Consider the following 24,058-nt stretch of genomic DNA (forward strand, 5'->3'; position numbering starts at 1 on the left):
ATAGTCCCTGACGAGTTGGCCCCTCACATCACACGTTGAGGGGCCAACTCGTTCGTCAGCGTTACGAAGTCGGCGCTGCCAGTCCGGCCTCGCGCTTGAGCCGCGCCAAGGTGGCCACATCGGCGACCCGCTGCTCCGGGGACGCGGCCAGCGGGTTCAACAGCAGCGTGGTGACGCCGGCGTCCGCGAATTCGCGGAGCTGCTCGGCGATCTCCTGCTCGGTACCCAGCAACGAGACGGCGCGGACCAGATCGGCCGGCACCGCATCGGCCGCCTCCTGCTTGCGCCCGGCCAGATAGAGATCCTGGATCTCGGCTGCCTCCTCGGTGTACCCGTAGCGGCAGGCGAGCTGGTTGTAGAAGTTCTTCTCCTTGGCGCCCATGCCCCCGATATAGAGCGCCATCTGCTTGCGGATCGCGGCGAGATGCGCGGGGTCGGGCTCGCCGACCGCGAAGTTGACCTGCAGCATGACGTCGAGCGGGCCGAGCTCCGGATCGCGCTTGGCGAAGCCCTTGTCCAGGGCGTCGCCCCATGCCTTGCGGTAGTGGCCGGGGTGGAAGAACAAGGGCTGCCAGGACTCCGCGAGCTCGGCGACCAGCGACACGTTGGCCGGGCCGAGCGCCGCTACCGAGATCGGGATCCTGTTACGCAGCGGGTGGTTGATCAGCTTCAGCGGCTTGCCGAGGCCGGTGCCCTGACCTTCGGGCAGCGGCACCCGGTAGTACTTGCCGTCGTACTCGAGCGGCTCGCGGAGCCAGACCTTGCGGCAGATCTCGATCACCTCACGGGTGCGGCCCAGCGGTGCGTCGTAGGGGAGCCCGTGGAACCCCTCCACGACCTGCGGACCGGATGCACCCAGGCCCAGGGTGAATCTGCCGTTCGAGACCTGATCGAGTCCGGCTGCGGTCATCGCCAGCAGCGCCGGCGTCCGCGAGTAGATCTGCAGGATCGCCGAGGCCAGCTCCAGCTTCTCGGTCCGCGCCGCCAGATATCCCAGCTGGCTGGCGGCGTCGAACGAGTAGGCCTCGGCGATGGCGGCCAGTTCCAAGCCGGCCTGTTCGTAGGCGACCACAAGGTCTGCTGTCTCGGCGAAGCCGCCGGCGTAGTCGATGATCATTCCCAGACGCACGTGGCGGCTCCTCTGCTCGGACAATGTAGCGAGATCGTCGCACCGCAGGCAGGGGAGCCGAATCCACCCACGGAGTGAATCTCACCCCTCGTCGGGAGGAGTCGGCGCGATGGCTACCGCGGTTGCGCGCCGTGCCAACGCGCTACGGCCTCGGCACGGTTCGCGGCACGTAGCTTGCGCAGGATGTGCTTGACGTGCGACTTCACGGTGCCCTCGGAGATGATCAGCCGGCTGGCGATCCGCTGGTTGGTCTCGCCTTCGGCCATCAGCTTCAACACCTCCTGCTCGCGCCGGGTCAGGCGGTCATCGGTGCCGTCGAAGGTCGGGCTCTGGGTCGGCACCCGGACGGGCGTCATCGCATGCCAGGCCTGCGGGGCGGTATCAGCAGGACGGGGCTGCAGATCGAGGCCGAACCCCTGGGGATCGGCGGCGATCGAGGTGAGGTCGGTGGCCAGCGCTCGGATCTGGGCCCGCATCGCCTCCATCTCGGTGGCCATCATCGCCCGTTCCAGGGCGAACCCGAAGCCCTGCGCGAAGAGGCCCAGCAGGTCGCAGTCGAACTGGGTGACTTCGCCGCGGTGGAAGTAGCGGTCCACGTGCAGGAAGCCGATCACCTTGGCGCGCGGCATGATCGGCGCCGCAGCGTAGGAGCGTGAACGCGAGGCGTCGGCGACCGGCTTGTGGACCTGGGTCCGCTCCTGGACGTGGGTGACCACGATCGGTCGGCGCCGGCGCACGATGTCCAGCTCGGGCAGCCCGGGGGCGAGCATCTGCGGCTGCTGCTTGCCAGCGGCCAGGATCTCGTCGGCCCACTCGCTGTCGCCGTCGACGTAGATCGATTCGGTCATCCAGGTGGACTCGTTGACCTGGGAGACGATCGCCCGGTCGAAGCCGAGGCGACAGACGGCCTCGGTGCCGAGCTTGATCAGATGCGGCACCGAGAGCACGTCCTGGAGCTCAGCCAGGGTCTCCCAGGCGATCCTGACGGCGGAGTTGCGAGACCGGGTCTCGGCGTCGCGGACCATCTGTTCGGCGTTGCCCATCTGGCCGATCAGGTCGAACATCGACGGCGTCTCAACGACCTGATGCAGGGCGTCGGAGTCACCTTGAAGCGCCTTCAGAACGCTGGTCCGGGTTGCGGAAAGGGCGGCGTTCGCGGCCGCGAAGTCGTCGATCTCGGTGAGGCTGGGAACGGTGTCGAGGAGCAGCGAACCAGCGTGGTCGAGGAGGTGCTCCAAGTCGTTGCGCTCGGTGTCGCTGAGTGCTCGGTCGAGGACGGAGCGTTGGCCGCCGCGGCGGTCCGGAAGGGTCTTGGTCATGCGGGGTCTCACAATCTTGCCGCTCGTCACGGTACTGCCACCACAACGGTTTTGACCCGGAAACGTCACTCCCGCGTGCCGAATCCGGTTCCTCTCCCTGTGATCGATTACACATGTCGAATGTGGTGAATGCAACGTCCGCCCCGGGTGTCGGGGCCAGAGTCGCCACCAGCGGGGGACTCTTCTCTCCCGTTGGGGGCACGACCCCGAGGGGCCGCTCGACCTAGCGTCGTTGCCATGGCACAAGGAGCGTCTTCGCGACCCATCGGCTGGCTGATGCTGGCAGGCTTCGGCTGGTACCTCACCGCGTGGGTGTTGGTCAGCGTCGCGATCGGCGCGAACCGGGTGGTGCAGCCCAGTGGCGGCTTCATCGGCGGTGACCTGCTGGCCAGTGGGGTGGGGGAGAACCCGGCCGTAGTGCCGATGGTGCTCGCGCTCGCAGTGGTGCTGCTCTCCGTTCTGGTCGGGCTGGGTCACGGGTGGGCGTTGACGCCGTTGGTCGGTGTCGGCGTGGTCGCCGTCCTGGGATTGGCGCTGACCGGGAGTTGGCTGACCTTGGTGGTGATGGCCGCGACCGTGTTGGGGGCGGCTCCGGTCCTGGTGCCGCGGGTGCAGGACTACCTCTGGGCAGATCGACTCGGTCGAGCTGGAACGGACGCCGGTCGTGTCTGCTGAGCTCGCCGCCTCGCGCCCGGAGCGGACCCCGATCGATTGGGTCTTCGTGGTCCGCGGCGCCTCGCGTGGGCTCACCGTGCTGCTCATCGGCGGTGCGGTCCAGCCCTGGGTCGGCGTGCTGAGCCGCCCGCTGGGATTCATCTGGTTGGCGTTGGTGGCGGTGCTCGCGTTCGCGTTGGCGGCTCGGCCGCACCGGGGCAGTGCCGGGTCTGTCCGCGACTGCATGACGGCGGCCGTGGCGAGTTACCTGTTGGTGCTTCCGTTGGTGGTCTCGGCTGCGGGAACTCTCGCCGTCGACCAGGCCTTCTTCACCTCGTTGACCGCGGTCGTCGTCGGCGCCTTCATGGGTGCCTTCCACCGCCGTCGCCAGTCGGAGTAGCCCCGAAAGGGGTAGGCAAATACCCCCCTGGCTGGATGCTCCGTCCCTCCCGCTCGCGGCACGATCACTGTGTTCCAGATCACCAACGATGGGCGGACTATGACCACCACTCCCACCGAGAAGCCGGCCGCTGTTCCGGCACCGAGCGGCGCCACCCGGCGCGCTCTGGGGCCGCTTCAGGAAGTGGGCGAGATGATCCAACTCCTGGGCCAGGTGATCAGCTCGGCCGTGCGCGAACCCCGTGGTTACTGGGGTGACGTCCGCGACCAGATGTTCGACACCGTCAAGCTCTGCTGGGTTCCGATGATGTTCGCCTGTGTCGCCTTCGGGTTCGGCGCACCCGGTCTGCAGGCCGGCAACATCTACCTGCTGTTCGGCATCCCCGAGCGGCTCGGCTCCTTCTTCGTGATGGCCTCGGTGCGTGAGTTCGCGCCGTGGATCAACGCGATGGTGGTGGCCGGCGTGATGGGCACCGCGATCACCGCAGACCTGGGCGCGCGCCGGATCCGTGAGGAGATCGACGCGATGGAGGTGCTTGGCATCGACCCGGTCCGCGCGCTGATCCTGCCGCGGGTCATTGCGGTGACGCTGATGACCGGACTGATGGACCTCTTCGCGCTGGCCTTCGGCGTGCTGGGCGGCTATCTCGCTGCCTTGCAGTTGGGCGCATCCAGTGCCGCGTTCCAGGCGAACTTCTTCGCCAACGCGACCACCACCGACATCTGGGCCAGCGTCTTGAAGACGACGTTGTTCGGTCTGATCATCAGCGTCGTCTGTTGCTACAAGGGCTTCCGGGCCAGCGGTGGTCCGGCTGGGGTGGGGCGCGCGGTGAACCAGGCGGTGGTGATCGCCTTCGCCGCGATCTGGAGCTTCAACTTCGTGTTCACGACGATCCTGCTCGGCCTTGCCCCCGAGATCCAGGTCTACCGCTAAGGGGCATTGATGACTTCGACACGTGATGGGGCGAGCCCCGAAGTGGCCGCCGAGGATGACTACCCGCGGCCTGGAACCGTTGTGCCGACAGGGCCGAAGCTCTCACCGGTGGAGAAGGTGCAGGCCCAGATCCGTGACGGTTTCGCTGTTGCCGGCGACATCGTCAAGTTCTCCGGCGAGACGATCCGCTCCTTCAAGGACGTCCGGCTCTACAGCAGCGAGGTGCTGCATCAGGCCGGCATCCTGATCATCTCCTCGGGCTTGATCATCTGGGTGATGCAGGGCGTGATGGGCACGGTCTGTGGTCTGGAGGCCAGCTACACCCTCAAGCAGATCGGTGCTCCGCTCTACTCCGGCATCTTCAACGCGTTCTGCTCGATCCGCGAGATGTCGCCGTACATGTGGGGCTACATCTTCGCCGCGAAGGTGGGCTGTGGCCTGGTCGCCGAACTCGGCTCGATGCGGATCTCGGACGAGATCGACGCCCTCGAGGTGATGGGAATCAAGTCGAAGGCCTACCTCGTCGGCACCCGGGTGCTGGCGGCGTGGATCGCGATCCCGTTCCTGTACACGGTGGGCCTGGCCGTGATGTACGTGACGATGTACCTGGTCACCGTGGTTCAACTGGGCGGTGTCTCCCCAGGTGGCTATCTCTACATCTTCTGGCTCTACCAGAACCCGCTGGACTTCCTCTACTCGCAGATCAAGGTGCTCTCCTACGGCACCACGATCGTCTTCGTCGGCTGCTACTACGGCTTCAACGCCAGCGGCGGTCCGGTCGGAGTCGGTCGAGCGACCGCCAAATCGATGATGATCAACATGGTTCTGATCCATGTCCTTGGCGTACTCACCACCCAACTCTTCTGGGGCCTCAGCCCTAACGCCCCGATCGCCAACTGACAACGGAGCCGACCATGACCAGCATTCTCGACAAGTTCAGCGGCAACCGCATCGAGGTCAACGAGCCCGCGCCGCGGCACCTCGACCCGTCGGACACCGGCGAGGCAACGCCGGCCAGCTACAGCATGGAGGTCAAGGAGGTCCACAAGACCTTCGGCAGCTTCAAGGTGTTGCAAGGCCTGAACCTCAACTTCCAGGACAACGCGATCACCACCGTGCTCGGCCCCTCGGGCACCGGCAAGTCGGTGCTGATCAAGCACCTGGTCGGCCTGCTCGAACCGGACGCCGGCGAAGTTGCCATCTTCGGTCAGGACCTGTGGTCGATGACCGAGCAGGAACGCTACGACGTTCGTAAGAAGATGGGGGTGCTCTTCCAGGACGGCGCCCTGTTCGGGTCGATGAACCTCTTCGACAACACGGCGTTCCCGCTGCGCAAGCACACCGACAAGCACGAGGACGAGATCCAGGACATCGTCACCCGTCGGCTCACCGAGGTGGGTCTGGAGCGTTCCTGGCACAAGTACCCCAACGAGGTCTCCGGCGGTATGCGCAAGCGCGCCGGCTTTGCTCGGGCGATGGTGATGGAGCCGAGGATCGTCTTCTTCGATGAGCCCGACTCCGGCCTCGATCCGGTGCGTACCTCCTTGCTCAACGACGTGATCCTGGAGATGCACGCCGAACATGGCGGCACCTATCTGCTGGTCACCCACGACATCCGCACCGCCCGCAAGGTCTCCGACTATGTCGGTCTGATCTGGAAGGGCAAAACCGTCCACTACGGGCCGGCCGAGGAGGCCTTCGAGCACGACGACCCGTTCGTCCGGCAGTTCCTCAGCGGCGAGTCCGCTGGTCCGCTGGGCATGGACTGAGGGCGGCGACGTGGCAGGCAAGGCACTGAAGGTCGGAGTTCCGATCGCGGCGCTCGCGTTGGTGGGCGGTCTCTGGTCGCTCGGCGACGACGACTACCAGGCGACGGTCACCCTGGATTCGGCCACCAACGTGGTCGAGGGCGGACCGGTCCTGGTCAACGGGTTCGAGGCCGGCAAGGTGACCGGTATCGAGGTGGTGGACGGCCGTGCGAAGGTCTCCTTCGCGCTTGATCCCGAGCACGCACCGTTGCACGCCGGCGCGCAGATCGACGTCGACTGGAAGGCAGCACTCAGCGAGCGGGTGCTGTCCATCACCGACGGCGCCGAGAAGAACGCCGAGGTACCGGACGGCGGCACGGTGCCCGGGCGGCAACCGAAGCCGACTGAGCTCGACCAGGTGCTCAACGCGCTGGACGCACCGACCCGTAAAACCCTGCAGTCGTTGACGAAACGGCTCTCGACCACCCTCGACGGCAACGAGAAGGACCTGGCAAAGACGGTCGGGGGTGCGGGTCCGACGCTGGAGGCACTGGGGGAGATCCTGCGTGCGCTCGGCACCGATGGTCCGGCGATCCGGCACCTGATCCAGCGGGTCAACACGACGCTGGATGTGGTCGCGGACCGGGACGGCGAGGTGGCGCAGATCGTGACCCAGCTCGCCACCCTCAGCGACCGTCTCGCGGAGCGCCGCGGCGAAGTCCGCGAGACGCTGCGGGCGCTGCCGGCGACCCTCGACCAGGCCCGCAGCACGCTCGACCTGGTGCCGGCGACGACCGACGAAGCCGTGCCGCTGCTGGACGATCTGGCTCCGGCGACCGCGAAGCTGAAGCCGGTCGCCAAGAACCTGGCTCCGGTGCTGCGCGACCTGCGCCCGTTGACCGCAGACCTCAAGCCCGCGCTGGCGTCGCTCGACACGTTGCTGCAGATCACTCCGGGTCTGGTCGGCGTCACCAACCAGACGCTGCCGTCACTCACCACCGCGGTGAAGAACCTGCGTGAGCCGATCGAGTTCGCGCGTCCCTACACCCCGGAGATCGTGGCGTACCCGAGCCTGTGGGCCTCGGCGTTCGCGAACTACGACTCCTATGGCAACTACGCGCGACTGTCCCTCGGCGCGAGTGCCACCAGCCTCAACGAGAACCCGGGCATCGTGCCGCCGGGTATCACCTACGACCCTTACCCGGCCCCGGGCGCGATCGTCGATCAGCCCTGGACCGACGCTGCTGGAGATGAGATGCGATGAGTCAGCTCAGATGGCGCGATCACCGCGCCCGGATCATCGGCACGATGGCGATCGTGCTGATCGCCGGCGGCGCGTTCGCCTCCGGTGTCTTCGCCGACGGTAACGACGACAAGCTGATCGTGGTCGCAGACTTCGAGGACGCGAGCCCTTTGCTGGAAGGCAATGAGGTGCGGATCAAGGGCGTGCTGGTGGGCAAGATCGCCACCATCAAGCAGAGCCGGCGCGGCGCGCGGGTGACCATGGAGCTGGACCGCAACGCCCTTCCGGTACACCGGGATGCCAGCGCCACGATCCGTCCGGTCTCGCTGCTCGGCGAGCGCTACATCGAGCTAGACCAGGGTTCGCCGGACCAGCCTGTGTTGAGCGACGGCGCGGAGTTGGCCACCGAGAAGGTGACGGCGGCTACCGACCTCGACGAGGTCCTCAACGTCCTCGACGAGGACACCAGTTCCGCACTGGCCGCCTTGGTCGCGACCCTGGGTCAGTCCTTGGACGGCAACGGCGCCGCGGTGAACGACGTCGTCAAGGCACTGCTGCCGGCGATGAAGGACACCAAGGGACTGACCGAGGTGCTGGAGGGGCAGAACGCCACGATCAACAGCCTGGTCACGTCGTTGGAGAAGGTCGCCGGCGGGTTGGCGGTCGACGAGGGCCAGTCGCTGGAGGAGCTGGTGGCCTCGACCCAGTCACTGCTGCACACCACCGCCGCCAATGAGACCGCCTTCAAGGCGATGGTCGCCGAGCTGCCGAGCACATTGACGGCGGCTCGCAAGGCGGTCGGCAACCTGGAGGTCGCGGCAGGGGAGGCGACGCCGACGCTGCGCAAGTTGCGGCCGCTCACCGATGACCTGGCCGAGGTCAGTGGCGAACTCGAGGAGTTCGCTGCGGCCGCCGACCCGGCGTTGCGTGCGGCGAATCCGGTGCTGAGCAAGGCACAGAAGCTGCTCGACGAGGCGCAGCCGGTCGCCGCGCTGCTGCGCCAGCTCGGCCCGGACCTGGCCTCGGACCTCGACGACGTGGATGCGATCACGGCACGGGTCGCGCCGGAGATGACGATGATCATGGAGTTCGTCCGTGGTTGGGCGCTGACCACCAACGGACGCGACGGTCTCGGCCACTACTTCCGGGCCGGCGTCGTGCTCGATGACGGTGCCGCCCTCGGCCTGCTGCCAGCCGAGCTGGGTACCCCGCGTCCGCACGTCACGGAGTCCACCAAGGACTCGAAGCCGCCGAAGGACCTGCTTACCGGGTTGTTGGGTGACGACGGGCTGACCGACCAGTTGCTGGGCGGCCTGCTGGGCCTGCCGGGCTCCCTGCTCGCACCGAAGACCGACGCCCGTGGTGGTGTCACCGGACTGTCCGACAAGCAGGAGCGCGACGCCCTGCAGTACCTGCTGGGAGGCCAGTGAGATGGGTGCCGTTGCCCGCCGCCAAGCGGCGCAGAAGGTCTCGGTCCGCGTCGGCGCGCTGACGGTGATCGCGTTGATCGCGATGCTCGTCTTCGCCGTCACCGCCAAGAACGGGGTGCCGGGTTATGTCCCCGGGGCCAGCCGTAACGAGATCAAGGCCAGCTTCGCCGACACCGGGCCGCTGCGGGCCGGTGACGAGGTCCGGATCGCCGGGGTCCGCGCCGGGTTCGTCGAGGACATCGCCTTGGAGAACGGTTCGCCGGTGGTGGACATGCGCCTCGACGGCAATCGGCCGGTTTACAAGGACGCGACGGTCAGCCTGGGTGCGCGCTCGGCGCTGGGTCAGAAGTACGTGGAGCTGATCCCCGGTACCGAGAAGGCGGGGGAGCTGAGCAAGGGCGCCACCATCCCGCGGGCCCAGACCCGGTCGTCTACGGAGCTCGACCAGGTACTCGACACCTTCGACGCCAAGACCCGCGAGGCGACCGGCACCACGTTGCGTGAGGTCGGTGGCGGCCTGGCCGGTCGCGGCCGTGACGGTCAGGACGGTCTTCGTGCCGCGCCCGCGATCCTGGACGACGTCGCCGAGGTCTCCCGCGCGCTCTCCGCCGACGACGGTGCCGACCTGAGCCGGATGCTCGACGCCGCCGACACTCTGGCAGGAACGCTCGACGGTCAGTCCGCCGAGCTGGCGGCGCTGACCCGCGACCTCTCCACCACGCTTTCCGCCGTCAACGCCGACGGCGGAAAGCCGCTGGCTGAGGTGTTGCAGCAGGCGCCGGAGACGTTGTCCGAGGCCCGGACCGCGTTGCAGACCTTGGAGAAGCCGTTGGCACTGACCGCCTCGGCCACCCGCAGGTTGCGGCCGGCCGCGGAGCGCTTGGGGGAGTCGACCCCGAGTCTGCGTGGGCTGTTGCGTGAGGCGGTCGTTCCGCTGCGGACGCTGCCGAAGGTGAGCGAGAGCCTCGAGACTGCGGTCGTCGACCTGACGCCGATGCTGCGCGATACACACGGACTGGTCGGCCAGGCCGGTACTGCCCTGGACCGGGCGAGGAACCCCTTGCAGTCTCTGGTGCCCTACCTCGACGAGGTCATCAACTTCTTCTACCGAGCCGGCAACGGGATGAGCATCGGCGACAAGAACGGACGTTGGCTGCGGGTCTCGCCCGTGGTCACGCCCGAGATCGTCACCGGCGTCGTCCCGGTCCGGACGCCGACCACGCACCGTGAGGCCTACCCGGCCCCGGGCACGGTCGACTCCCACGCGACCAATCCCCTGGAGGTGCTGCGATGAGCGCGACGAGAGACAAGCGGCGGCTCAGCTCCGCGCAGATCGGCATCGTGATGCTGGTCGGAACCCTGGTGATCGGCTGGGCGCTGTTCAACAAGGACCGGATCTCCAGCGCGATGATGTCGGGCGACGAGGTCACCGTGCACTTCGATCGGCAGTACAAACTGCGTCCGCACGTCAGCGAGGTCAAGGTCGGCTTCGTTCCGGTCGGCAAGGTGGTCGGCGTCGAGGAGGAGAGCGACAGCACCGCCAAGGTGACCTTGAAGGTCGACGAGGACGTGCTGCGCACGTTGGGCTCCGAACCCTCCGCGACGATCCGGGCGACCACGCTGCTGGGCGGCTCCTACTTCGTCGACCTGGCTGCCGGGGGTGATCCCGGATCGTTCGCCTCGCGTGAGATTCCGGTTGCCCGCACCGAGGTCGCCGTCGAGCTGGACAAGGTCGCGCGCACCCTGCAGCCCGAGGCGCTGGACGGCCTGACCGGCACCCTGGATCGGGTCAACGCGACCCTGGATGAGGACGGTCGCGCCGCGGTCGACCGGCTGCTCAGCGACGCTGACGACACGCTGGTTCCGGCCGCGAGCGTACTCAAGGCGGCCCGCGGCGAGAAGCCGGAGACCGACCTGACCAAGGTGGTCCAAGGCCTGGAGTCCACCGCCCGGGTGCTCAACCGCAAGCCCGGACAGCTCGCTGCGATCGTCGAGGACCTCGACACCACCACGGCAGTCCTGGCCCGACGCAGTCCTGAGCTCGCCAGCACGGTGGCCCGACTGCCGGGCACCCTGGACCAGACCCGGACCGCGCTGGCCCGGCTGGACTCCTCCCTGGGACTGCTCCAGGACACCGCCGCCGAGGCTCGTCCGGTGGCCCAGGAACTCACCCGCACCTTGCAGGAGGTCGATCCGGTGCTGGTCAAGGCCCGCCCGGTGGTCACCGACCTGCGCAGCGTGGTGGCCGATGCGTTGCCGGTGGTGCGCAACCTGGTGCCGAGCGCCCAGGGCCTCGACAGTGTGGTGCGCGACGTGAAGGGCCCGGTGATCGATCGCGTCAACGGCCCGATCAACACCTGGCTGTACGACGACTACGTCGGGAACCGTAACTACGCGCTGAGCAAGAGCGATCGGCCGATGTATGAGGAGATCGCGCTGACCATCACGAACCTGTCGCGGGCCAGCAACATGTTCGACGCGAACGGCCACATCGTCGGCGTCCAGCCGGGCGTCGGGGTGGGCAGCCTCGGCGGCCTGCCACTGAGCACCGAGCAGCTCTTCAAGGTGCTCACCGCCTGGTACTACCCGGACGTCCCGTTGGAGACGTTGGCCCCGCTCAACAACGCGGGCAGTGAGGCGCAGCCCAACAGCGGCGCCGTCGACAAGCTGATCTCGCGGATCCAGGAGTCCAAGCGATGAACCTTCGTGACCGCATGCGGCGCAACCTGGAGCGGGTGCGCTCCGAGCCGGGGCTGAAGAAGAACGTCAGCGTGATCGGGGCGCTGATCGCGCTTGCCCTGGTGGCCGGTGGCTTCATCCTCGGCAACCAGCGCTTCGACGCCCCCTGGCAGGACAAGTTCCTGCTCTCGGCCGAGTTCGAAGCCGCCCCCGGCGTCTCGCCCGGCAATGGCCAGGAGGTCCGGATGGCCGGCGTGATCGTCGGCCAGATCTCCGGGGGAGAGGTGAACAAGAACGGCCGCGCCGAGCTCACCATGAGCCTCGAACCGGACGTCGAGATCTACGACAACGCCCGGCTGGTGCTGCGTCCCAAGAGCCCGCTCAACGAGATGTACGTGACCATCGCTCCGGGAGGTCCGCCCGGAAAGCGTCTGGCATCGGGCCACACGCTGCCGGTCACCAACACGGTGCGCCCGGTGCAGGTGGACGAGGTCCTTGCCGAACTGGACGACGGCTCGCGGGCTGCGCTGACCACCTTGCTGAGCGAGGCGGACGACGCCCTGGCGAGTGCGCCGGCGAAGCTTCCGGCCGGTCTCGACGCGACCACCGAGGTACTCGGCGACCTGCAGCCGGTGGTGGAGCAGTTGGCCACCCGGCGCGATGCGTTGCGCAGGTTGGTGAGCTCGCTGGGCCAGGTCTCGACCGCAGTGGGTGACAACGACAAGCGTCTGACCGACCTTGCCGACTCCTTGCAGTCGACGCTCGGGGTGGTGGCCGATGGCCAGTCTGAGCTCGACTCGTCGCTGGCCCAGTTGCCCGACCTGGTCGCCAAGCTGGACGGCGCCACCAGCGAGGTCGCCGCGTTGACCGAGCAGCTCGACCCGACGCTGCGCAGCGTCAAGGAGAGCAGCGAGGCACTGCCGGGCGCTTTGCGGGACCTGACCTCCACCGTCGACGAACTGGACACCACGGTGGACCTCGCCGAACCGGTGATGGCCAAGGCCCGCCCGGTGATCGCGGACCTGCGCCCGTTCACCACCCAGCTGCGGACGGCAACCCCCGGGCTGGTTCGGATCGGCGCGCGGCTCGACCCGATCACCAAGGTGCTCACCAAGTACCTGCCCGACCTCGGCGCCTTCATGGTCAACACCCGATCGGTGACCAGCATGCGTGACGCCAACGGCGGCATCCTGCGCGCGATGGCCGTGGTCACTCCGACCACGTTCCCGACCAACCTGCTCGCCGGCCTCGGCACCTCCGACGTGGACGGACCGCTCGGATGAGCGCGGCGATCAACACCCCAACTCTCAGGACGGACGTGGCGCGATGAGCGACGACGGTAAGGAAGCGCTGAACCCGCGCACCCGCCTCGGTGTGGTGGTGGCCTTCAGCACCCTGTGTGCGTTGGTCTTCGGGTTCCTTTGGATCAACTCCGGTGGTCGGATCCCGGTGGTGAGCCAGGACGGCTACACGATCGCGATGGACGTTCCCGAGGTCGCGAACGTCGTCTACTTCTCCGACGTGATGGTGGCCGGCGTGAAGGTCGGCAAGGTCACCGAGGTCGAGGAGCGCGGCGACCACGCCCGAGTCGTGGTGGAGCTGGACGACGAGGTGGCACCGCTGCACGAAGGCGCGACCATGCAGGTCCGGGCCAAGAGCCTGGTGGAGGAGTCGTTCCTGGAGATCACCGACGGTGAGGGCGCGGTGTTGGCCAGCGGCTCGACCCTGCCGGAGGGAGCGGCGAAGCCGGCCACGCAGTTGAACGACGTGCTGGAGTCGTTGGATGCGCCGACCCGGGCTGCGGTGCGCAAGAGCGTGCAGTCGTTGAGCAAAGCGACCGACGGCCGCAGCAGTGACTACGAGGCAGCGTTCGCCGGCCTCGGAGATCTCGGGCGGGAAGGCGCGACGGTGCTCGACGCGATCTCGGACCAGAGCAAGGACCTCACCGAGCTGACCCGAAGCTCCTCGCGGGTGCTCGCCGCGCTGAGTACCCGCCGGGGGCAGATCGCAGCGTTGGTGGGCGATGCCCAGGCGCTCAGCGAGGCGACGGCCGGGCAGGAGCAGGAGATCGGCGCGGTGCTGCGTGCGCTTCCGCCGGTGATGAGCAGTGCCCGCAGCAGTAGCGACGACCTGACCGAGCTCGGCGACGCGCTGCTGCCGGTGGTTGCCGATCTCGACGCCGCGGCACCCGCGCTGGCGCAGGCGGTCGAGGAGCTCCCGGCCACCACCCGCGACCTCCGGGCCACGCTGCCGGCGCTGACCAGCGTGCTCAAGCAGGCACCGGCCACCACCGACCAGGTTCCGACCTTCAGCACCGGCGTCCGGAACATCGTCCCGCCGGCCACCACGTTGATGAGTGACCTGAACCCGATGCTCGGCTACCTCGAGCCGTACGGGAAGGACCTGGCCGCGTTCTTCGCGAACTTCAGTGGCACGTTGAGCCAGAAGGACGCCAACGGGCACTGGTTCCGGATCACCGTGATCGCGAATGAGAAGAGCTTGAAGAACTCGCCGATCAACACCCACATCGGACCGCTCAACCGGAACAACCCATTGCCGCGGCCAGGGTCGCTGGATTCGCTGGCGCCGTACAGCGGCACCTATCCGCGCGTCGAGCGGGAACCGGTTCAGTGAGTCGGCCGCGATGATGGGCAAGCGTCCAACCACCAGGTCGATCGGGGTCATCCTGTTCGGCCTGGTGGCCTTGCCGCTGCTGGTGATCGGGCTGTCCCGAACCCACCTGGAGACCGGCCTGGAGAGCTTCCTGCCGGCCGACGATCACCAGGTGGCCGCCTACGACCAGGTCACCCGGCAGTTCGGCGGCGACCCGATCGTGGTTCTCGTCGAGAGCACCGAGGGCGAGGGGCTGGACGCCGACCGGGTCGAGGAACTCTTCCGGCTCGAGGGCGAGTTGGCGGCGCTCGGCGACGTCGCCGCGGTCTACGGGCCGGCCACCCTGCTCAACCAGGTGGCGGGCCGGGCCCAGGACCTGCTCACCCAGCTGGTCGGTCGCCGCGACCTGGAGATCAACAAGGCGAAGGCCGAGGCGAAGGCGGCGGGAGGCAGCCGGGCTGATCTCGAACGGGCCGCCGCCAAGGCGCGATCCTCCTTCGACCTCCGTTACGGACCGCTGCTGGTGCAGGCGATGCCCGGCGGACTACCGACCCTCTCGAACCCCGACTTCATCAACCAGGTGGTGCGCACCGAGGCCGGGAACATCCGGGCGCAGTGGCACTTCCTGGTGCCGAACCGGCGCAGTGTGGCGATCCTGGTCCGCCCCGCGGAGGGCACGTCGGCCGCGCAGGCCTCAGCCCTGGTGGAGCAGGTGCGTGCCGACGTCGAGCGGGCCGAGCTCCCCGACACGGAGGTCACCGTTACTGGGGTGCCGGTGTTGATCTCCGCGATCTCCGACACCGCGATCGGCGAAGGTCCACGGCTGGCGTTGCTCGCGGTGGCGGGCGTCGGTCTCTGCCTCTTCGCCGCGACCTGGCTGCGCCGTAGTCGCAGGCTGGCGCCGCTTGCGGTCACTCTGCTGGCCGTCGCCGGCGCCGTCGCATTCCTCGGTTGGACCGGACGCCCGGTCTCGTTGGGGGTGGTCGCGTTCTGTTCGGTGCTGCTCGGGATGGGTTGCTACTACCCGACCTACTTCGCGATGGGCGCTCGGCGGCGCACGGTGCTGGTGGTGGCCGCGGCGTCGGCGGCAAGCCTTGCCACGCTTGGGCTCTCGCCGTTACCGCTGGTCCACGACCTCGGCCTGACCCTGGCTGTTGGCATCGTGCTCGCCGCCGGGCTGGGCGTGCTGCTACGGCCGTGGTTGGCCGACGGCGCCGCGACGCCGAACGCACCCGAACCTGACAACACCGTGGTCGAGGTGCCGTGCCGGAAGACGGCGGTTCGCGTGCTCGCGGGTGCGTTGACCGTCGTTGCTGTCGGCGGCTGGTGGGCACTCCCGGCGCTGGGCCTGGAGACCGACGTCGAACAGTTCGCCGGTGGCCTGAGCGTCTACCGCGATGCCGAGCACGTGCAGCAGGTGATCGGTAGTTCCGGTGAGGTGGACGTGGTGCTGCGCGGACCCGACGTGCTCAGCCCCGAGGCGCTGACCTGGTTGCGAGATGCCAACGAGGCGATCGTCCTCGAACATGGCGATGTGTTGGCGCCGGTCACCTCGCCGGTGAGCCTCTTCTCCTTCCTGGGGCGGAACCCGACGGTGGACGAGATCGAGGCCGCGGCGCGGCTCTTGCCCGCCTACCTGCTCGACTCCGCGGTCACCCGCGACCGGCGGACCGCGGTGCTCAGCTTCGGTACCGATGTCGGCGACCTCGATGCGCTCCGGGCGGTGACCCGCGACCTGGACCGGACGCTGGCCCTGCCGCCGCCCGGCTACGACCTGGAGATCACCGGACTACCGATCGTCGCCCTGCACGCACAGGACCTGATCTCCTCGGATCGGCTGCTGGCGAACGTGGCCGGCATCGCCGTTGCCGGGCTGGTCCTAGCGCTGGGTCTGACCCGACGTGGCGATGCTGCGCGGGCGGTCTGGTCGGCGGTGCTGGCGACCGGCTGGGGCTTCGCCCTGCTGTACCTGTTCGGCATCCCGCTCAATCCGGTCACCGTCGGGTTGGGTGCACTCACCGTCGCGGTGGGCTGTGAGTTCACCGTGGTCCAGGCCGAGGCGATCCGCACCGGGAGCCGCACGCTGCGACGCGCGGTCGGCGTGGTCGCGGCCACCAGCGCTGTGGGCTATCTGGTGCTGCTCAGCTCCGGCCTTGCCGCGGTACGGGGCTTCGGTGCGCTGCTTGCCGGGGCGGTCGCCCTGGCCGCGTTGGCGTCCTGGGTAGTGGTGCGCGCCAGCGTGGCGCCCGAGCTGCCCGACCATCACTCCGGCTCGGACGAGACTGCCGAGCCCCTCGACAAGGGAGAGCTGTTGTGCGTGAACTGATCCGAACCAAGCTGTCGAGCCTGCCCCGCAAGCAGGTGGGCGCGATCGTGATCGTCGTGGCCGTGCTCGTCGCGGGGTCGGGATGGTGGTTCTGGCAGCGTGACCAGTTGCCTGAGGACGCCGCGTACCGGATCGACGGCGAGGTGGTCACGATCAAGGACGTCGAGGCGCGGGCCTCGTTGCTGCGTGCGCTCTACGGGGTCGAGGTCCCTACCGACGACGACAAGGCGGCGGCGTTCTGGCGAGACACCGCCCAGGCGATGGCGTTGAGCCAGGTGATCGACGAAGCCGCCGACGAGATGGATCTGTCCATCCCGGAGCGCAACGCCCAACAAGCGACCGCGCAGTACGTGCAGACCTACTTCGGTGAAGGCACCAAGGGGCGCGACGCCTTCGTCGCCGCGCTGGCCGCGCAGGGCACGTCCGAGGCTCAGGTGCGTGACGAGGTGGGCCGTCATCTGTTGCTCACCAAGCTCTTCGCCGAGGTGACGGCCGATGTGGTGGCCCCTGGCGCGGACGCCGTCCGGGCCGCCTACGACGAACGTCGCTGCCAACTGCGCTCACCCGAGCAACGCCGGATCAGCAACATCGTCGTCACCTCCGAGGACGAGGCGAAGTCGGTGCTGCGCGCGCTGAAGGGTGGCAGTGGCTTCGCCGAGGTCGCCCGGACCCGCAGCGCGGACACCAGTACCGCGGCCAATGGCGGAGACCTGGGCCTGGTCACCAGCGCCGACCTGGAGGGGGACTACGCGACGGCGGCCTTCGAGGCCAAGCCGAACACGGTGTTCGGGCCGTTGCGCTCGAGCCACGGCTGGAACATCGGGATGGTCCGGAAGGTGGTCGCCTCCACCGATCCGGCCTTCGAGGCGGTCCAGGGCGAACTGGCACAGCTGCTGCTCTATGAGGCCCAGTCGACGAACTGGCGCGACTGGCTGGCGAAGCGGCTGGAAGAGGCCGACGTGACCTACGCCGACGATTATCGGCCCAAGGACCCGCTGGCGTTGCCGGCCTCGATGTCCGACCCCCAGGGCGGCTCGGACGTCTGCAAGGGCGACTGATGGACCCCTCGTTGCTCGTCTCGGCGGTGCTTTCCTGCAGCTTGGGCAGTGTCCTGCTCGCGTTGGGGCGTTGGGCGCTACGCGCAGGCGGCGATCTGGTGCCGCAGTGGCGCACGCCCGAGGACCGCGAACATGGCGCGAGGGTGTATCGACGTGGAGCCTTCGCCTGTCTCGGCGCCGGCACGCTGTTGTTGGCCGTCGGCCTTGCTGCATTGGGCTCCGCTGCCTTCTGAGTCTGCGCCGCGTCGCTCCGATGGGGGTACGCAATCGCCCCCCAGGGGAGATGTTCGGGGTGGGTGACCCGGGACACAGTTAGGGACGTCGGCCGGGCCCTCTGCCCTCACTCAGGGCCCGGCCGCCTCTACCCCGAGGAGGAACGATGTACCCCGGCACTCACGCCGCAACGAACCCCGACAAGTTGGCCATCGTGATGGCCGACACCGGCGAGACGCGCAGCTACGCGGAGTTGGAGCAGCGGTCGGCACGGCTGGCGCGGTTCTGTCACGAAGCAGGCCTGCGCCGTGGCGACCACATCGCGTTCATCGCCCCGAACAGCCCCGAGGTCTTCGAGATCTACTGGGCGGCTCTGCGCTCCGGACTACTGGTCACCGGCGTCAACCACCACCTGTCCGCGGAGGAGGCGGCCTACATCGTCGCCGACTGCGGCGCGCGGGTGCTGATCACCTCCGCCGAGTTCACCGAGATCGCCGCGTACCTGACCGATTCGCCTTCTGACGTTGAGGTTCGGCTCGCCGTCGGCGGTGACCTCGACGGATACCAGGACTACGAGGCGGCGCTGGCGAGCGTCAGTGCCCAGCCGCTGGCCGTGCAGCCGCGTGGCGCCGACATGCTCTACTCCTCAGGCACCACCGGTCGTCCCAAGGGGATCAAGCCGGCGCTGCCGGACCGCGAGGTGCACGAGCCGGGCGACCCGTTCGCCACCGTCTTCGGCGGTATGTACGGCTTCGACGCCGACACCGTCTACTACTCGCCGGCACCGACCTACCACGCTGCCCCCTTGCGCTTCGGCGGCATCGTGCACATGTTCAACGGCACGGTGGTGATGACCCGCAAGTTCGACGCCGAGGGTACCCTCGCCGCGATCGAGAAGTACGGCGTCACGCACGCCCAGTTCGTGCCGACGATGTTCGTCCGGATGCTCAAGCTCCCCGAGAGCGTGCGCACCGGCTATCGCCACGAGACGCTGAGCACCGTCATCCACGCGGCGGCCCCCTGCCCGGTCGAGGTCAAGCAGCAGATGATGGCCTGGTGGGGACCGGTGCTCCACGAGTACTACTCCTCGACCGAGGCCAACGGCATCACCCTGATCAATCCCCAGCAGTGGTTGGAGAAGCCGGGATCGGTCGGCAAGGCCGGCCTCGGGGTGATCCGGATCTGCGACGAGGAGTCCGGCGCCGAGATGCCTACCGGCGAGGTGGGCACGGTCTACTTCGAACGTGACATCCCGCCGTTCGAATATCACCGGGCCCCGGAGAAGAGCCGGGAGGCGCGGCACCCGCAGCACGAGAACTGGACCACCACCGGAGACCTCGGCTACGTCGATGCCGACGGCTACTTGTTCCTGACCGACCGCAAGGCGTTCATGATCATCTCCGGCGGAGTGAACATCTATCCGCGCGAGGTCGAGGACGTCTTGACCCTGCACCCGAAGGTGACCGACGTCGCCGTGATCGGGATCCCCGACGACGAGATGGGCGAGCAGGTCAAGGCCGTCGTCCAACCGGCTCCCGGCGTCGTCGCCGATGAAGCCTTGGCCGCCGAGCTGATCGAGTTCGTGCGCGGCCGGATCGCCCGCTACAAGTGCCCGCGCAGCCTCGACTTCGTCGACGAACTGCCGCGCACCCCGACCGGCAAGTTGCTCAAGCGCAAGGTCCTGGAGACCTACCTCCAGCCCACGTCCTGACCTTCCACGACCTACCCGACACCTAACCCCAGGAGAAGAACCATGGCTTACTTCCACGACGCTGCCGAGGTCGACCAGTACATCGGCGGTGTGTTCCGCGCCGCTGCTGCGCACGACGAGATCGGCCCTAAGTTCAAGGCCACCGACATGGTGCTGCGCGTCTACTACTCGGACCCCGACGTGGTGATGAACGTCGTCATGAAGGAGCCGGAGATGACCGTCACCGTCGGCGACGAGTCCGAGCCGGCCACGGTCACCCTGCTGATGAAGTCCGACACCGGCGACAAGTTCTGGCGCGGTGAGTACAACCTCGCCGTCGGCCTGGCCAAGGGCGAGGTCAAGGCGAAGGGACCGGTCAACAAGATCCTCAAGCTCGTCCCGCTGGCCAAGTCGCTGTTCCCGATCTACCGGGCTCTCGTCGCTGACAAGGACGCCGCCAACGCCTGAGGCGTGGCGCAAGGGAGACGACGATGGAACTGATGAAGGCTGCGATCCTGCGTTCGCCGCATGTGGTCGAGTACGCGGAGGTCCCGCGTCCGCAGATGACGGACCCGGGTGATGTGATCCTCAAGGTCGAGAAGACCGCGATCTGCGGTACCGACCTGCACCCCTACGAGGGCCGGATCGAGATCGAGGACGACGTGATCTTGGGTCACGAGTTCCTCGGCACCGTGGTGGAGGTCGGCTCGGCCGTCGGCCAGTTCACCGTGGGTGACCGCGCCGTCGCCTCCTGCGTGGTGAACTGCGGACACTGCTTCTCGTGTCGCAAGGGCGACCCGGCCCGCTGTATCGGGTCGCGGATCTTCGGCCTCGGCATCGCCCTGGGCGGCCTCGACGGCGGCCAGGCCGAGTACGTGGTGGTGCCCAACGCCGACCTGTCGATGCGCAAGATCCCCACCATCGGTGCCGGCACCGACGACGACCACCTCTTCACCGGCGACATCATGACCACCGGGTACGAGGCCGTCCGCCGGGTCTTCACGCCGGGCGACACCGTTGCCGTGGTCGGCGCCGGACCGGTCGGCCTCTGTGCCGCGATGAGCGCGGTCGCCCTGGGCGCTGCGCAGGTGGTCGTCGTCGACAAGGTCGCCGCACGTCTCAAGGAGGCCGAAGCGATCGGTGCGATCGGCGTCAACGCCGACGAGGGCGACCCGCAGGACGCCGTGTACGACCTCACCGACTGGCGCGGCGCGGACATCGTGATCGACGCGGTGGGTCACGAGTCCGCCCTGCTCTCGGCGTGCCGGCTGGCCCGTGCCGGTGGCCACATCTCGATTCCGGGCGTCTACCTGGAGGAGTCGATCAACCTGCCGTTCGGCGAACTGTGGCTCAAGGGCATCTCGATCACCGGTGGCGTTGCCAACATCGTCAACTACATGGACGAGGTGACCGCGCTGGTCAACGTCGGCAAGCTCAACCCGTCGCGGCTGATCAGCCACCGGATGGGGCTCAGCGAGGTCACCCAGGCCTACAAGATGTTCCACAACCACGAGGCGACCAAGATCGTCCTCGACCCGGGGAAGTGACGGCGATGAGCGAGCTTCCGCACTTTCCGCTGATCATCGGCGGCGAAGAGGTCAACACCTCGGCAACGTTGGAGATCATCGATCCGTCGACCGGCCAGGTCACCGCCACCGCCGCCAAGGCAGGGGCAGCCGAGGTCGACCTCGCCGTGGAGTCGGCGCAGAAGTCCTTCGACGCGGGGGACTGGTCGCGTGCGACCGCCGGCGAGCGGACCGAGGTCCTGCTCAAGATCGCCGACAAGGTCGGCGAGCGGCTCGAAGAGATCGCCGAGCTGGAGCTGATGGCGAACGGCGCGACCGTGCGTCAGGCGACCGGCTTCCACATCGGTTACGTGGCACCGCACCTGACCCACTTCGCCGAGCTGGGTGCCAACTACCAGTTCGAGCAGCCGATGCCGCGGGCCAGCTTCCCGAGCCTCGGGCAGAGCACCGTGCGACGTGAGCCGATCGGTGTGGTCGGTGCCATCGCGCCGTGGAACTTCCCGCTGCTACTGGGCCTATGGAAGATGGGGCCGGCCCTCGCGGTGGGCAACAGCGTGGTGATCAAGCCCGACGAGCGGACCCCGCTGAGCACGCTGGAGTTCGCCCGGATCGCCTTGGAGTGTGGGCTTCCGGCCGGTGTCCTCAACGTCGTCCCCGGTCTCGGCGCGGAGGCCGGGCAGCGGTTGGCCGAGCACCCCGGCGTCGGCAAGATCGGGTTCACCGGCTCCACTGCGGTGGGCCAGCAGATCATGCGTAGCGCGGCCGACAACGTGAAGGGCGTGACCCTCGAACTGGGCGGCAAGTCACCGGCGATCGTGCTCGACGACGCCGACCTCGACCTCACCGTCGACGGCCTGCTCTACGGCTCGATGCTCTACTCCGGTCAGGTCTGCATGTCGATGACCCGGGCGCTGGTCCCGGCCTCGCGCCATGACGAGTTCGTGGAGCGGTTGATCGAGCGCGCCCGCACCATCCAGGTCGGCGACACCCGCGACTGGGAGACCGACATGGGGCCGCTGGTCTCGCGCCGGCAACAGGAACGGGTCCTCGGCTACATCGAGTCCGGCAAGGAGCAGGGCGCCAACCTGGTGCTCGGCGGCGGCGTGCCGCAGGTCGACGGCTTCGAGGGTGGTTTCTGGATCGAGCCGACGATCTTCACCGGCGTCGACAACAGCATGCGGATCGCCCGCGAGGAGATCTTCGGCCCGGTGCTCTCGGTGATCAGCTACCAGAACGAGGCCGAGGCCCTGCAGATCGCCAACGACTCCGACTACGGCCTGGCCTCCTCGGTGTGGAGCTCGGACAACGAGCGTGCGTTGGAGATGGCGCCCAAGATCCAGGCCGGCACGGTGTGGATCAACGACGCGCATCAGATCAACGTCAAGGTGCCGTTCGGCGGTTACAAGACCAGCGGTCTGGGCCGCGAACTCGGCCCCAACGCCCTCGACCCGTTCACCGAGGTCAAGGACGTCTACCTCGACCTCTCCGGTCGCCGCGAGCGTCGTCCCTACGACGCCCTTCTTAGCCACGCTGACTGACACTGAGGAGTACCCGATGAGCATTGACATTTTCGAGGATGAGGACGAAGTCACCTTCCTCGCCGCCACCAACGTCGACAAGCCGGAGCACAGCGCCGTCGACATCTCGACCAAGGCGTTCTGGGCCAAGCCCTCCGAAGAGCGCGAGCAGATCTTCAAGGTGCTGCGCGAGACGGACCCGGTCTCCTGGCAGCGACCCGTCGAGGACGCCGTCACCCCCGACCCGGACGATCCCGGCTACTGGGCGCTGACCAAGCACGCCGACATCGCCCAGGTCAGCCGGGACCACGAGACCTTCATCTCGGGCCAGGGCGTGCTGTTCGACATGCTGCCGCCGATCTTCTTGGAGATGTCCCAGTCGTTCCTGGCGATGGACCCGCCGCGTCACGACAAGCTGCGGGCGCTGGTCAGTGCGGCCTTCACCCCCAAGCAGATCAAGCGGATCGAGGACAAGGTCCTGGTCGCCGCCAAGGAGACGGTCGACGCGATCGCCGCCAAGGGTTCGGTGGAGTTCGTCTCGGAGTGCGCCGAGGTGCTTCCGGTGCGGATGTTCTGCGAGCTCTTCGGGGTGCCCGATCACCTGCGTGCGCAGACCGCAGCCGCTGCGGCCGACGTGGTGGCCTGGGCCGATCCGGAGATCCTGGGCGAGCGGTCCGCCGACGAGGTCCAGGTCGAGGCCTGCTCGATCCTGCATGAGATCGCCGAGGAGATGATCGAGGCCCGTCGCGCCAACCCCACCGACGATCTGTTCACCAGCCTGATGAACGCCGAGGTCGACGGCCAGCGGCTCGACGACTTCGAGATCGGTGCCTTCTTCATCCTGATGGCGGTGGCCGGCACCGACACCACCAAGCACACCACCAGCTTGACGGTGAAGGCGATGACCGAGTTCCCCGAGCAGCGCGCCTGGCTGATGGAGGACTTCGAGGGCCGGATCGGTCCGGCGATCGACGAGTTCATCCGCTTCGCGTCGCCGGTGATGACCTTCCGCCGCACCGCCGTCAAGGAGACCGAGCTCGGCGGCCGCAAGATCCTGCCCGGAGACAAGGTGGTGATGTTCTACCCCTCCGCCAACCAGGACGCCGACGTCTTCGAGGCGCCGGAGACGTTCGACCTCAGCCGGCAGGTCAACCCGCACATGGGCTTCGGTGGCGGCGGTATCCACTTCTGCCTGGGCAACCAGCTCGCCAAGTCGATGCTGCGGGCGATGTTCCGTGAGTTGCTCACCCGGATCCCGGACTTCGCCGCCGGCGAGCCCGAACTGCTGGGCACGAACTTCATGCGCGGTGTGAAGCGGATGCCTGTCACGTTCACGCCGGAAACCAGCTGACCACCAGTACGAGAAGGAAGGAACGATCTCAGATGCGTTTGGAGATCGACTACAGCAGGTGCACCGGTCTGGGCATCTGCGAGGCGGAGGCGCCGGATCTCTTCGAGATTCAGGAGGACGGCTCGTTGTCGCTGCTCGTGGAGCGGCCTACCGCAGACAGCCGTGCAGCCGCGCAAGCAGCGGTGGCGGGTTGCCCCACCGAGGCGATCCGGATTGTCGAGGACTGAGC

General features: G+C 67.9%; 22 protein-coding genes. 20 read left to right on the forward strand and 2 right to left on the reverse strand.

Annotation, left to right across the window (positions count from 1 at the left end):
• Positions 1 to 61 precede the first annotated feature (61 nt).
• Entirely contained in the window at positions 62 to 1,129 is a 1,068-nt protein-coding gene (locus ABD151_RS16675; RefSeq protein ID WP_343995918.1) for an LLM class F420-dependent oxidoreductase, read from the reverse strand.
• Between the two features lie 113 nt (positions 1,130 to 1,242).
• On the reverse strand, positions 1,243 to 2,448 hold the full coding sequence (locus ABD151_RS16680) for a LuxR C-terminal-related transcriptional regulator (RefSeq protein ID WP_343995919.1): 1,206 nt from the start codon (positions 2,446 to 2,448) through the stop codon (positions 1,243 to 1,245).
• Positions 2,449 to 2,685: 237 nt separating this feature from the next.
• Between ABD151_RS16680 and ABD151_RS16685 the strand changes: the two genes are divergently transcribed.
• The 20 genes from ABD151_RS16685 (at position 2,686) to ABD151_RS16780 (ending at position 24,056) form a co-directional block, all read left to right on the forward strand.
• On the forward strand, positions 2,686 to 3,123 hold the full coding sequence (locus ABD151_RS16685; protein ID WP_343995920.1) for a hypothetical protein: 438 nt from the start codon (positions 2,686 to 2,688) through the stop codon (positions 3,121 to 3,123).
• Positions 3,113 to 3,502, forward strand: a complete 390-nt coding sequence (locus ABD151_RS16690; protein ID WP_343995921.1) for a hypothetical protein — start codon at positions 3,113 to 3,115, stop codon at positions 3,500 to 3,502. Before ABD151_RS16685 ends, ABD151_RS16690 begins: the two co-directional genes overlap by 11 nt.
• A gap of 99 nt (positions 3,503 to 3,601) precedes the next feature.
• Positions 3,602 to 4,435 (forward strand): MlaE family ABC transporter permease, encoded by an 834-nt coding sequence (locus ABD151_RS16695; RefSeq protein ID WP_343995922.1) that lies wholly within the window; start codon positions 3,602 to 3,604, stop codon positions 4,433 to 4,435.
• 108 nt (positions 4,436 to 4,543) lie between these two features.
• Positions 4,544 to 5,335 carry an ABC transporter permease gene (locus tag ABD151_RS16700; protein WP_343995923.1) on the forward strand — a complete coding sequence of 264 codons (792 nt, stop codon included), beginning with the start codon at positions 4,544 to 4,546 and terminating at the stop codon, positions 5,333 to 5,335.
• A 14-nt stretch (positions 5,336 to 5,349) separates the two neighbouring features.
• Complete coding sequence (locus tag ABD151_RS16705) at positions 5,350 to 6,204, forward strand: ABC transporter ATP-binding protein (protein ID WP_343995925.1); 855 nt, start codon at positions 5,350 to 5,352, stop codon at positions 6,202 to 6,204.
• Positions 6,205 to 6,214: 10 nt separating this feature from the next.
• Positions 6,215 to 7,447 carry an MlaD family protein gene (locus ABD151_RS16710; RefSeq protein WP_343995926.1) on the forward strand — a complete coding sequence of 411 codons (1,233 nt, stop codon included), beginning with the start codon at positions 6,215 to 6,217 and terminating at the stop codon, positions 7,445 to 7,447.
• On the forward strand, positions 7,444 to 8,856 hold the full coding sequence (locus tag ABD151_RS16715; protein WP_343995927.1) for an MlaD family protein: 1,413 nt from the start codon (positions 7,444 to 7,446) through the stop codon (positions 8,854 to 8,856). The genes ABD151_RS16710 and ABD151_RS16715 overlap by 4 nt, the downstream gene beginning before the upstream one ends.
• Before the next feature lies 1 nt (position 8,857).
• Complete coding sequence (locus ABD151_RS16720) at positions 8,858 to 10,150, forward strand: MlaD family protein (protein WP_343995928.1); 1,293 nt, start codon at positions 8,858 to 8,860, stop codon at positions 10,148 to 10,150.
• Entirely contained in the window at positions 10,147 to 11,556 is a 1,410-nt protein-coding gene (locus ABD151_RS16725) for an MlaD family protein (protein ID WP_343995929.1), read from the forward strand. The genes ABD151_RS16720 and ABD151_RS16725 overlap by 4 nt, the downstream gene beginning before the upstream one ends.
• Positions 11,553 to 12,818 (forward strand): MlaD family protein, encoded by a 1,266-nt coding sequence (locus ABD151_RS16730; protein WP_343995931.1) that lies wholly within the window; start codon positions 11,553 to 11,555, stop codon positions 12,816 to 12,818. Before ABD151_RS16725 ends, ABD151_RS16730 begins: the two co-directional genes overlap by 4 nt.
• A gap of 43 nt (positions 12,819 to 12,861) precedes the next feature.
• Positions 12,862 to 14,169, forward strand: coding sequence for an MlaD family protein (locus tag ABD151_RS16735; protein ID WP_343995932.1), 1,308 nt, complete (start codon positions 12,862 to 12,864; stop codon positions 14,167 to 14,169).
• Between the two features lie 13 nt (positions 14,170 to 14,182).
• Positions 14,183 to 16,474: an RND transporter family protein gene (locus ABD151_RS16740; RefSeq protein ID WP_343995933.1), complete on the forward strand. Its 2,292-nt coding sequence runs from the start codon at positions 14,183 to 14,185 to the stop codon at positions 16,472 to 16,474.
• Entirely contained in the window at positions 16,462 to 17,532 is a 1,071-nt protein-coding gene (locus ABD151_RS16745) for a peptidylprolyl isomerase (protein WP_343995934.1), read from the forward strand. Before ABD151_RS16740 ends, ABD151_RS16745 begins: the two co-directional genes overlap by 13 nt.
• A complete protein-coding gene (locus ABD151_RS16750) occupies positions 17,532 to 17,765 on the forward strand; it encodes a hypothetical protein (RefSeq protein WP_343995935.1) in 234 nt (77 codons plus the stop codon). Before ABD151_RS16745 ends, ABD151_RS16750 begins: the two co-directional genes overlap by 1 nt.
• A 146-nt stretch (positions 17,766 to 17,911) precedes the next feature.
• Positions 17,912 to 19,456 (forward strand): acyl-CoA synthetase, encoded by a 1,545-nt coding sequence (locus tag ABD151_RS16755; RefSeq protein ID WP_343995936.1) that lies wholly within the window; start codon positions 17,912 to 17,914, stop codon positions 19,454 to 19,456.
• Between the two features lie 42 nt (positions 19,457 to 19,498).
• Positions 19,499 to 19,903 (forward strand): SCP2 sterol-binding domain-containing protein, encoded by a 405-nt coding sequence (locus tag ABD151_RS16760; protein WP_343995937.1) that lies wholly within the window; start codon positions 19,499 to 19,501, stop codon positions 19,901 to 19,903.
• Between the two features lie 23 nt (positions 19,904 to 19,926).
• Positions 19,927 to 20,982 carry an alcohol dehydrogenase catalytic domain-containing protein gene (locus ABD151_RS16765; protein WP_343995938.1) on the forward strand — a complete coding sequence of 352 codons (1,056 nt, stop codon included), beginning with the start codon at positions 19,927 to 19,929 and terminating at the stop codon, positions 20,980 to 20,982.
• Positions 20,983 to 20,987: 5 nt separating this feature from the next.
• Positions 20,988 to 22,499 carry an aldehyde dehydrogenase family protein gene (locus ABD151_RS16770; protein WP_343995940.1) on the forward strand — a complete coding sequence of 504 codons (1,512 nt, stop codon included), beginning with the start codon at positions 20,988 to 20,990 and terminating at the stop codon, positions 22,497 to 22,499.
• A gap of 16 nt (positions 22,500 to 22,515) precedes the next feature.
• Positions 22,516 to 23,829: a cytochrome P450 gene (locus tag ABD151_RS16775; RefSeq protein WP_343995941.1), complete on the forward strand. Its 1,314-nt coding sequence runs from the start codon at positions 22,516 to 22,518 to the stop codon at positions 23,827 to 23,829.
• A gap of 32 nt (positions 23,830 to 23,861) precedes the next feature.
• The gene (locus ABD151_RS16780) at positions 23,862 to 24,056 is read left to right on the forward strand and encodes a ferredoxin (protein ID WP_343995942.1); all 195 of its coding nucleotides are present in this window, start codon (positions 23,862 to 23,864) and stop codon (positions 24,054 to 24,056) included.
• The last annotated feature ends 2 nt before the right edge of the window (positions 24,057 to 24,058 follow it).

It is taken from the genome of Nocardioides dubius (genome assembly GCF_039528155.1).
Classification (GTDB): Bacteria; Actinomycetota; Actinomycetes; order Propionibacteriales; family Nocardioidaceae; genus Nocardioides; species Nocardioides dubius.

Coding starts and splice junctions, on each gene's coding strand:
- ABD151_RS16680 (WP_343995919.1), bottom strand. CDS start 2,448: ATGACCAAGACCCTTCCGGACCGCCGCGGCGGCCAACGCTCCGTCCTC.
- ABD151_RS16685 (WP_343995920.1), top strand. CDS start 2,686: ATGGCACAAGGAGCGTCTTCGCGACCCATCGGCTGGCTGATGCTGGCA.
- ABD151_RS16695 (WP_343995922.1), top strand. CDS start 3,602: ATGACCACCACTCCCACCGAGAAGCCGGCCGCTGTTCCGGCACCGAGC.
- ABD151_RS16705 (WP_343995925.1), top strand. CDS start 5,350: ATGACCAGCATTCTCGACAAGTTCAGCGGCAACCGCATCGAGGTCAAC.
- ABD151_RS16715 (WP_343995927.1), top strand. CDS start 7,444: ATGAGTCAGCTCAGATGGCGCGATCACCGCGCCCGGATCATCGGCACG.
- ABD151_RS16720 (WP_343995928.1), top strand. CDS start 8,858: ATGGGTGCCGTTGCCCGCCGCCAAGCGGCGCAGAAGGTCTCGGTCCGC.
- ABD151_RS16725 (WP_343995929.1), top strand. CDS start 10,147: ATGAGCGCGACGAGAGACAAGCGGCGGCTCAGCTCCGCGCAGATCGGC.
- ABD151_RS16730 (WP_343995931.1), top strand. CDS start 11,553: ATGAACCTTCGTGACCGCATGCGGCGCAACCTGGAGCGGGTGCGCTCC.
- ABD151_RS16735 (WP_343995932.1), top strand. CDS start 12,862: ATGAGCGACGACGGTAAGGAAGCGCTGAACCCGCGCACCCGCCTCGGT.
- ABD151_RS16740 (WP_343995933.1), top strand. CDS start 14,183: ATGGGCAAGCGTCCAACCACCAGGTCGATCGGGGTCATCCTGTTCGGC.
- ABD151_RS16750 (WP_343995935.1), top strand. CDS start 17,532: ATGGACCCCTCGTTGCTCGTCTCGGCGGTGCTTTCCTGCAGCTTGGGC.
- ABD151_RS16755 (WP_343995936.1), top strand. CDS start 17,912: ATGTACCCCGGCACTCACGCCGCAACGAACCCCGACAAGTTGGCCATC.
- ABD151_RS16760 (WP_343995937.1), top strand. CDS start 19,499: ATGGCTTACTTCCACGACGCTGCCGAGGTCGACCAGTACATCGGCGGT.
- ABD151_RS16765 (WP_343995938.1), top strand. CDS start 19,927: ATGGAACTGATGAAGGCTGCGATCCTGCGTTCGCCGCATGTGGTCGAG.
- ABD151_RS16770 (WP_343995940.1), top strand. CDS start 20,988: ATGAGCGAGCTTCCGCACTTTCCGCTGATCATCGGCGGCGAAGAGGTC.
- ABD151_RS16775 (WP_343995941.1), top strand. CDS start 22,516: ATGAGCATTGACATTTTCGAGGATGAGGACGAAGTCACCTTCCTCGCC.
- ABD151_RS16780 (WP_343995942.1), top strand. CDS start 23,862: ATGCGTTTGGAGATCGACTACAGCAGGTGCACCGGTCTGGGCATCTGC.